Annotated in this window: 10 protein-coding genes; 2 read left to right on the top strand and 8 right to left on the bottom strand. The window is 72.3% G+C overall.

From position 1 onward, the window contains the following. Positions 1-137: 137 nt before the first annotated feature. Positions 138-1,223 (bottom strand): prephenate dehydrogenase, encoded by a 1,086-nt coding sequence (locus tag GA0115233_RS38920; protein ID WP_093725383.1) that lies wholly within the window; start codon positions 1,221-1,223, stop codon positions 138-140. After that, the gene (gene aroH, locus GA0115233_RS38915; protein WP_093725381.1) at positions 1,220-1,582 is read right to left on the bottom strand and encodes a chorismate mutase; all 363 of its coding nucleotides are present in this window, start codon (positions 1,580-1,582) and stop codon (positions 1,220-1,222) included. The genes GA0115233_RS38920 and aroH overlap by 4 nt, the downstream gene beginning before the upstream one ends. 141 nt (positions 1,583-1,723) lie before the next feature. Here aroH and GA0115233_RS38910 point away from each other — a divergent pair, with 141 nt between their 5' ends. After that, positions 1,724-2,188, top strand: coding sequence for a Rieske (2Fe-2S) protein (locus GA0115233_RS38910; RefSeq protein ID WP_093725379.1), 465 nt, complete (start codon positions 1,724-1,726; stop codon positions 2,186-2,188). A gap of 22 nt (positions 2,189-2,210) precedes the next feature. Beyond that, complete coding sequence (locus GA0115233_RS38905) at positions 2,211-2,954, top strand: nucleotidyltransferase domain-containing protein (RefSeq protein WP_093725377.1); 744 nt, start codon at positions 2,211-2,213, stop codon at positions 2,952-2,954. On the opposite strand, the gene GA0115233_RS38900 is transcribed toward GA0115233_RS38905, so the two are convergent. The 6 genes from GA0115233_RS38900 to GA0115233_RS38875 all read right to left on the bottom strand — a co-directional run bounded on the left by GA0115233_RS38900 (position 2,880) and on the right by GA0115233_RS38875 (position 8,232). Continuing rightward, complete coding sequence (locus GA0115233_RS38900; protein ID WP_093725375.1) at positions 2,880-3,632, bottom strand: nucleotidyltransferase domain-containing protein; 753 nt, start codon at positions 3,630-3,632, stop codon at positions 2,880-2,882. The genes GA0115233_RS38905 and GA0115233_RS38900 overlap by 75 nt on opposite strands. Positions 3,633-3,635: 3 nt before the next feature. Beyond that, a complete protein-coding gene (locus tag GA0115233_RS38895) occupies positions 3,636-4,655 on the bottom strand; it encodes an ADP-ribosylglycohydrolase family protein (protein ID WP_093725373.1) in 1,020 nt (339 codons plus the stop codon). Next, positions 4,652-5,386 carry an NUDIX hydrolase gene (locus GA0115233_RS38890; protein WP_093725371.1) on the bottom strand — a complete coding sequence of 245 codons (735 nt, stop codon included), beginning with the start codon at positions 5,384-5,386 and terminating at the stop codon, positions 4,652-4,654. The genes GA0115233_RS38895 and GA0115233_RS38890 overlap by 4 nt, the downstream gene beginning before the upstream one ends. Positions 5,387-5,468: 82 nt before the next feature. Further along, on the bottom strand, positions 5,469-6,545 hold the full coding sequence (locus tag GA0115233_RS38885) for a pseudouridine synthase (RefSeq protein WP_093725369.1): 1,077 nt from the start codon (positions 6,543-6,545) through the stop codon (positions 5,469-5,471). Further along, positions 6,545-7,117, bottom strand: coding sequence for an SMC-Scp complex subunit ScpB (gene scpB, locus GA0115233_RS38880; RefSeq protein WP_250752365.1), 573 nt, complete (start codon positions 7,115-7,117; stop codon positions 6,545-6,547). The genes GA0115233_RS38885 and scpB overlap by 1 nt, the downstream gene beginning before the upstream one ends. Before the next feature lie 62 nt (positions 7,118-7,179). Next, positions 7,180-8,232, bottom strand: a complete 1,053-nt coding sequence (locus tag GA0115233_RS38875) for a segregation and condensation protein A (RefSeq protein WP_255310511.1) — start codon at positions 8,230-8,232, stop codon at positions 7,180-7,182. Positions 8,233-8,462: the final 230 nt, after the last annotated feature.

Raw genomic sequence — 8,462 nt, 5'->3', positions numbered from 1 at the left:
GACCCCTCCGCCCCCAGCCCGTCCGGCGTTTGAGGACGAGGCCCGTCCAGGGCCGACAGCGGGGTCTGGGGCGGCAGCCCCCAGGGACGGGAACGGGAAGGGGCGGCGGGGCGAAAAACCCAGACCCCACCCCACCGTCACTGCCGGATCGACCAGCCCCGCTCCCGCAGCGCAGCGGTCAGCACAGGCACCGCGTTCGGCTCGACCATGAGCTGCACCAGACCGGCCTGCTGCCCGGTCGCATGCTCGATCCGCACATCCTCGATGTTGACCCCCGCCCGTCCGGCATCGGCGAAGATCCGCGCCAGCTGCCCGGGCTGGTCGTCGATAAGCACCGCGACCGTGTCGTAGACCCGCGGAGCGGACCCGTGCTTGCCCGGCACCCGCACCTGCCCGGCGTTGCCGCGGCGCAGCACGTCCTCGATGCCCTCGGCGCCCTCGCGGCGCTTGGCGTCGTCGGAGGACTGCAGGGCCCGCAGCGCCTGCACCGTCTCGTCGAGATCGGCGGAGACGTCCGCGAGGAGGTCGGCCACCGGCCCGGGATTGGCGGAAAGGATGTCGATCCACATACGCGGGTCGGAGGCCGCGATCCGCGTCACGTCCCGAATACCCTGCCCGCACAGCCGCACAGCGGCCTCCTCGGCGTTCTCCAGACGCGCGGCGACCATGCTGGAGACCAGGTGCGGCATGTGGGAGACGAGCGCGACGGCGCGGTCGTGGGCGTCGGCGTCCATGACGACCGGGACCGCGCGGCAGTGCGAGACCAGTTCCAGGGCGAGGTTCAGCACCTCGGTGTCGGTGTCCCGGGTCGGGGTCAGCACCCAGGGGCGGCCCTCGAAGAGGTCGGCGCTGGCGGCCAGCGGGCCGGACTTCTCCCGGCCGGACATAGGGTGGGTGCCGAGGTAGGCCGACAGGTCCAGGCCGAGCGCCTCCAGCTCGCGGCGCGGCCCGCCCTTGACGCTCGCCACGTCCAGGTAGCCGCGCGCCACCCCGCGCCGCATGGCGTCGGCGAGCACCCCGGCCACGTGCGCGGGCGGAGCGGCGACGATCGCGAGGTCCACCGGGCCCTCGGGGGCCTCGTCGGTCCCGGCGCCGAGCGCGGCCGCGGTGCGGGCCTGCTCCGGGTCGTGGTCGGCGAGGTGGACGACGACGCCCCGGCTCACCAGGGCGAGCGCGGCGGACGTACCGATCAGGCCGGTACCGATGACGAGTGCGGTTCTCACTGGGCGATGTCCTTGCGCAGAGCGGCGGCGGCGCCGAGGTAGACGTGGGCGATCTCGGAGCGGGGCAGGTCGGACTCGATGTGCGCGAGCAGCCGGACCACCCGGGGCATGGCGCCCTCGATGTCCAGTTCCTGCGCGCAGATCAGGGGTACGTCCACGATGCCGAGCTTGCGGGCGGCGGCAGCGGGGAAGTCGCTGTGCAGATCGGGGGTGGCGGTGAACCAGATGCTGATCAGGTCGTCCGTGGTCAGGCCGTTGCGTTCGAGCACGGCGGTGAGCAGGGCTCCGACCCGCTCCTCCATGTGCCCGGCCTCGTCCACGCCGAGCTGGACGGCGCCCCGGACCGCTCGTACCGCCACGGTTTGGCTCCCTTGCTGTGGATCGACTCTGTGCGCATCCAGCGTAGTTCCCCCGGAGGTTCCTTCTTCCTCGGTGCTTTCAGTGCCAAGATGCTGTTGATCCCGGTCCTCACCGTTTCCGACCTATTTCGGAGTGACGCCATGACCCAGCGGCCGAAGCGGCGCACGATCCTTCTCGCCACGGGCGCGGCGGCCCTCGCCGTCGGCTGTGGCGACTCGGGCGGCGACGACAGCGGTTCCACCGAGCAGACCGCCGAGATCACGGAGACCCCCGGGACCGGCGAGACGGGCCAGGACGCCGATCCGCCCGAGGCGGACGGCGAGGAGCTGGCCACGACCGACGAGATCCCGGTCGGCGGCGGCAAGATCTTCAAGGACGAGAAAGTCGTGGTGACCCAGCCGGAGGAGGGGCAGTTCAAGGCGTTCTCGGCGATCTGCACCCACCAGCAGTGCATCGTGGCGAACGTCGAGGGCGGCACGATCAACTGCACCTGCCACGGCAGCAAGTACAGCATCACGGACGGCGCGGTGGAGAACCCGCCCGCGACCCGGCCGCTGCCCGCGGAGAAGATCGAGGTGGACGGAAATTCGATCCGCCTGACCTGAGTCGCCCCGTACGCTGCGGGCCATGCACCCCGAGACCCTGGTCCGCGACCACACCGTCTACGCCTGTGTCATGGGCTCGCGTGCCTTCGGTCTGGCCACGGAGGGCAGCGACACCGACCGGCGGGGCGTCTTCCTCGCCCCCACTCCCCTGTTCTGGCGGTTCGAGAAGCCGCCCACGCACATCGAGGGCCCGGCCGAGGAACAGTTCAGCTGGGAGCTGGAGCGGTTCTGCGAGCTGGCGCTGCGCGCCAACCCGAACATCCTGGAGTGCCTGCACTCCCCGCTGGTGGAGCACATCGACGACACCGGCCGGGAGCTGATCGGCCTGCGCGGCGCCTTCCTGTCCCGGCAGACCCACACCACGTTCGCCCGGTACGCCGTGGGCCAGCGCAAGAAGCTTCAGGCCGACGTCCGCAACCACGGCGCCCCCCGCTGGAAGCACGCCATGCATCTGCTGCGGCTGCTGATGAGCGTCCGTGACCTGCTGCGCACCGGCGAGCTGGTCCTCGACGTGGGCGAGCAGCGCGAGCCGCTGCTGGCGGTCAAGCGCGGCGAGGTGCCGTGGCCGCGGGTGGAGTCCTGGATGAACCGGCTGGCCGAGGAGGCCGAGCGGGCGGCGGACCGCAGCCCGCTGCCCGCCGAGCCGGACCGGCGTCGGGTGGAGGACTTCCTGGTCCGCGTCCGCCGGGCCTCAGCGCTCCAGCCGTATCCGTACGACGAGGTCGTGCAGGGCGTCGTACCCGGTGGGGGCGTCGGGCAGCGCTGAGGCGGCCTGGGCCTCGTCCAGCACCCCGTGCAGCCGCTCCACGTCGGCCGCCACGCGCGCGTGGTCGACACCGGCGTCCCCGTGCTCCCGCTCGGCCTTGGCGGCGATCAGCTCGGGCAGATATCCGGGCGCCTCGGGCACCTCGCCGAGCAGGGTCGGCAGGTGGGCCTGCACCTCGCCGGTGCGCATCAGGTGGATGCCGGTGAGCAGGACCCGGAAGGTGTAGAGCAGCGGCTTCAGCTCGCCGGTCCTGCCGAAGAGCCGCCACTGGGTGTTCGCGAAGCCCCGGTAGTGGTGGGCGTGGTGGTGGGTGACGACGCCGGGGGCGAGCGCGGACAGCTCGCGGTGCGCGTCGGTGGTGTGCACGACGAGCGGGGAGAGCAGCTGCTCCAGGACGTAGCCGTTGCGGCGGAGCATCAGCCGGACGAACTTGCGCAGGTCGTGGGTGACCAGGTCCATTTCCACGCCGTCCCGGTCCCACATCCGGGACCGGGTCTCGGCCGGCTCGCGCAGCCCGAGGAGGGCGGCGGCGGGCAGCAGGTGCACCCCGCGCAGGTCCACGTCGGAGTCGCGGGACGGGAAGCCGTAGAGGTGGGCGCCGGAGACGGTCGCGAACAGCAGCGGGTCGGGCTGTTCGGCGACGACGGGCGCGAGGTCGATGTCCAGGGCGTCGAGCATCCGCTAAGCGTCCCAGAGGGCGCCGAGGGCGATCAGGTCGCCCCGGTACTCGATGCGGTCGGCCCACTCCGTCGGCCAGGCGTCGACGCCGTGGTAGGCGCCCGCGAAGGCTCCGGTCAGGCAGGCGATGGAGTCGGAGTCGCCGGAGGAGCAGGCGGCCCGGCGCAGCGCCATGACCGGGTCGTCGACGAACAGCAGGAAGCACAGCAGCCCGGTGGCCAGGGCCTCCTCGGCGATCCAGCCCTCCCCGGTGGCCAGGCACGGGTCGGTCTCCACCGACCCCTCCCGTACGGCCTGCTGGAGCCGTTCCAGCACGCCCAGGCACTCGTCCCAGCCGCGCGCGACGAAGTGCTCGGGGCTGGGGTCCTGGCCGCGGGTCCACAGGTCGCCGAGCCAGGTGTGGTGGTAGCGGGTGCGGTTCTCCAGGGCGTACGAGCGCAGCAGCCCGACCAGTCCGGTCGGCTCGGCGCCCTGGGCGAGCAGCCGTACGGCGTGCGCGGTGAGGTCGGAGGCGGCGAGCGCGGTGGGGTGGCCGTGGGTGAGGGCGGACTGCAACTGGGCGGCGCCGGCGCGCTGTTCCTCGCTGAGCCCCGGGGCGAGGCCGATGGGGGCGACGCGCATGTTGGCGCCGCAGCCCTTGGAGCCGATCTGGCTGGCGTCCTGCCACACGCGCCCTTCGGCCTTGAGCAGGTTGCAGGCGACCATGCAGGTGCGGCCCGGGGCGCGGTTGTTCTCGGGCGACTGGTACCAGTCGACGAACTCCTCGCGCAGCGGCCGCTCCAGCCGCTTGGGGGCGAGCACGCCCCGGTCCATGGCGGTGCGCAGTCCCTTGCCGACGGCGAGGGTCATCTGGGTGTCGTCGCTGACGATCGCCCGCTCGGGCAGGTCCATCTCCCGCCAGGGCCCGGACTTGGCGAGGATCGAGGGCACGTCGTTGAACTCGGTCGGGAAGCCCATCGCGTCCCCGAGGGCGAGACCGATGAGGGAACCGGTGGCGGCGAGCTTGTGCGTACGGGCGGTCATGCGGAGGGTCCTTCCGGGGCGGGCCGCAGCAGCGGTGGGTGGAGGGCGGTGGCGGTGCCCGCGCGGTAGAGCGCGGCCGGTTTGCCGCGCCCGCCGGTGAGCCGGGAGGCACCGGCGACCTGTTCGACGAACCCGGCGGTGGCGAGCACCTTGCGCCGGAAGTTGGGCCGGTCCAGGGCGGTGCCCCAGACGGCCTCGTAGACCTGCTGCAGCTCACCGAGGGTGAACTCGGGCGGGCAGAAGGCGGTGGCCAGGCAGGTGTACTCCAGCTTGGCGCCGACGCGTTCACGGGCGTCGGCCAGGATCCGGTCGTGGTCGAAGGCGAGGCCCGCGGCCCTGTCGTACGGCACCCAGCGGGCGTCCGCCGCGTCGCTGCCGCCGTGCGCCTCGGGGGCGTCGGGGAGCAGTGCGGTGAAGGCGACCGAGACGACCCGCATCCGGGGGTCGCGGTCCGGTTCGCTGTAGGTGCGCAGTTGTTCCAGGTGCAGTCCGACGACGTCGGCGAGCCCGGTCTCCTCGGCGAGTTCGCGGCGTGCGGCGGTCTCGGCGGCCTCGTCGGGCTGCACGAAGCCGCCCGGCAGCGCCCAGCGTCCGGCGTACGGCTCCTCCCCGCGCTCGACGAGGAGGACGTGCAGGGTGCCGTCGCGGATGGTGAACACGGCGAGGTCGACGGTGACGGCGAAGGGTTCGTAGGCGTGCTTGTCGTAGCCGGGCAGGTCGTTGCCGCTCATGGGAAAGACCCCCACCCCCTTTAATAGTCACCACGACTATAAAGGGGGTGGGGGTCGGTCACAAGCTCCTGGGGGCCGTCCCTTACAGGTCGACTTCCTTCATCAGCATGCCGACCTCGGTGTTGGACAGCCGGCGCAGCCAGCCCGACTTCTGGTCGCCCAGGGTGATCGGGCCGAAGGAGGTGCGCACCAGCTTCTCGACCGGGAACCCGGCCTCGGCCAGCATGCGGCGCACGATGTGCTTGCGGCCCTCGTGCAGGGTGACCTCGACGAGGTAGTTCTTGCCGGTCTGCTCGACCACCCGGAAGTGATCCGCGCGCGCGTAACCGTCCTCCAGCTGGATGCCGTCCTTCAGGCGCTTGCCCAGGTCGCGCGGGATCGGGCCGACGATGGCGGCGAGGTAGGTCTTCTTCACGCCGTACTTGGGGTGGGTCAGCCGGTGCGCCAGCTCGCCGTGGTTGGTGAGCAGGATGACGCCCTCGGTCTCGGTGTCGAGCCGGCCGACGTGGAAGAGCCGCGTCTCCCGGTTGGTGACGTAGTCGCCGAGGCACTGCCGCCCCTCCGGGTCCTCCATCGTGGAGACGACACCGGCGGGCTTGTTGAGCGAGAAGAACTGGTACGACTGGGTCGCCACGGTCAGGCCGTCGACCTTGACCTCGTCCTTCTCCGGGTCGACGCGCTTGCCCTGCTCCAGCACGATCTCGCCGTTGACCTCGACCCTGGCCTGCTCGATCAGCTCCTCGCAGGCGCGCCGGGAGCCGTAGCCGGCCCGGGCGAGGACCTTCTGCAGCCGCTCGCCCTCCTGCTCGGCGCCGGGGAAGGTCTTGGGCAGCTTGATGTCCTTCTTGCCCGCGTACCGCTCGCGGTTGCGCTCCTCCGTGCGGGCCTCGTACTCGCGGGAACGGGCCGGTTCCGTACGGCCGCGCCGCGGCTGGCCCTTCTTCGGCGCGCCCTTGGCGCCGCCGCGCGCCGCGCCGCCGCGCCCCGACTTCGGTCCGTCCGGGGAGGCGCCGGGGCCGACGTCGTAGCGGCGCTCCTCCGGGCGGGGCTTGCGGGGCCGGCCCTGGCCGCCCTGCTTCTGGTCCCGGTTGTTGCCGGCCCCGCGGTAGTTACCGCGTCCGCCGGTGCCGCCACTCTTGCCGCTGCCGCTGCTTCGCATCAAAGTTCCGTCGTCTTGTCGTCTGCGTCCTCGGAATCCGGAGCGTCCGGATCGAACGACGGCACGCCTTCCTGGGTCTCGGCCTCGATCGCCTCCGCCTCCGGGAGGAAGGGCGCGAGCTCCGGGAGTTCGTCCAGACCGCGCAGGCCCATCCGCTCCAGGAAGTAGTTCGTCGTCGTGTACAGGATCGCACCTGTTTCGGGTTCCGTGCCCGCCTCCTCGACCAGACCGCGCTGGAGGAGGGTGCGCATCACGCCGTCACAGTTGACTCCGCGCACCGCCGAGACGCGGCTGCGGCTGACCGGCTGGCGGTAGGCGACCACCGCGAGGGTCTCCAGGGCCGCCTGGGTGAGCCGGGCCTGCTGGCCGTCCAGGACGAAGCCCTCGACGGCGGCGGCGTACTCGGGGCGCGAGTAGAAGCGCCAGCCGCCGGCGATCATGCGCAGCTCGAAGCCGCGGCCCTGGACGGTGTACTCGTCGGCGAGGGCGCGCAGGGCGTCGGCGATCTGCCGCTTGGGCCGCTGGAGGATCTTGGCAAGGTGCTCCTCGGTCGCGGGCTCGTCCACGACCATGAGGATCGCCTCCAGGGCGGGCTTGAGGTCGAGGTCGGCGACGGTGCCGTTGGTCTCCTCGCTCACGGCTTCTTCTCCTCGTCCTTGTCCCCGGGCGCCTCGGGCGGCCGGTCGAACTCGTCGGTGACCAGGGGCTGAACCTCGCCGTCCCCGCCGGTCCAGCGCACGATGAGATCACCCAGGGCGGTCTCCTGGTCGAGGGCGACGGCCTTCTCCCGGTACAGCTCCAGCAGAGCCAGGAACCGGGCGACGACGGTGAGCGTGTCGTCGGTGTCCTCGACGAGCGCGCGGAAGCTGGCCTCGCCCAGCTCCTTCAGCCGGTCCACCACGATCCGCGCCTGCTCCTGCACGCTGACCAGCGGGGCGTGGATGTGGTCGACGTACACCTGCGGCTTGGGCTTGGGCTGCATCGCCTTCACGGCGAGCCTGGCGAACCCCTCGGCGCCGATGCTGATGACGACCTCGGGCAGCAGCTCGGCGTGGTGCGGCTCCAGACCGACGGTACGGGGGTAGCGCCGGGCCTCGTCCTCCAGGCGCTGATGGAAGATCTCGGCGATCTGTTTGTACGCCCGGTACTGCAACAGCCGCGCGAAGAGCAGGTCCCGCGCCTCCAGCAGCGCCAGGTCGGCCTCGTCCTCGACCTCGGCGACGGGCAGCAGCCGAGCCGCCTTGAGATCGAGCAGGGTGGCGGCGACCACCAGGAACTCGGTCGTCTCGTCCAGGTCCCAGTCCGGCCCCATGGCCCGGATGTGCGCCATGAACTCGTCGGTCACCTTGGACAGGGCGACCTCGGTGACGTCGAGCTTGTGCTTGGAGATCAGCTGCAGCAGCAGATCGAAGGGCCCCTCGAAGTTGGCGAGCCGAACCTTGAAGACCCCACCGTCTTCGTCAGCGGGCGCCTCGGATTCCCCGGCCCCCGCAGCAGACAGCCCGGCCCCGGCTTGGGGCTCCCCGAGCCCCTCGGGCTCCGACGCGCCGGTCCTGGGCGTCGACCCCGACGGCCGCACCCCGACACCCTCCGGCTCCCAGGACGCTCCGGCTCCCAGGACAGACGACCCCGCCCCGGCCTCGGACTCCCCGAACCCCTCCGGCCCGGACGCACCAGTCCTGGGCATCGGCCCCGACGGCCGCACCCCGTCACCCTCCGGCTCCCAGGACGCTCCGGCTCCCAGGACAGACGACCCCGCCCCGGCCTCGGACTCCCCGACGCTCTCGGGCCCGGACGCACCGGGGCGCGGGTCGCCGCAGGCGCTCGGGGGTGGTCCCGGAGCCCTCGGCCTCCGGGACGGCCGGCGGTGTGCGCGGCCCGTGCGGCTCGGAGTCTTCCGGAGCCGGTTCTCCCGGC

The sequence above is a fragment of the Streptomyces sp. DI166 genome (assembly GCF_900091315.1).
GTDB lineage: Bacteria > Actinomycetota > Actinomycetes > Streptomycetales > Streptomycetaceae > Streptomyces > Streptomyces fuscus.
This window is presented reverse-complemented; position numbering and strand designations above follow the sequence as displayed.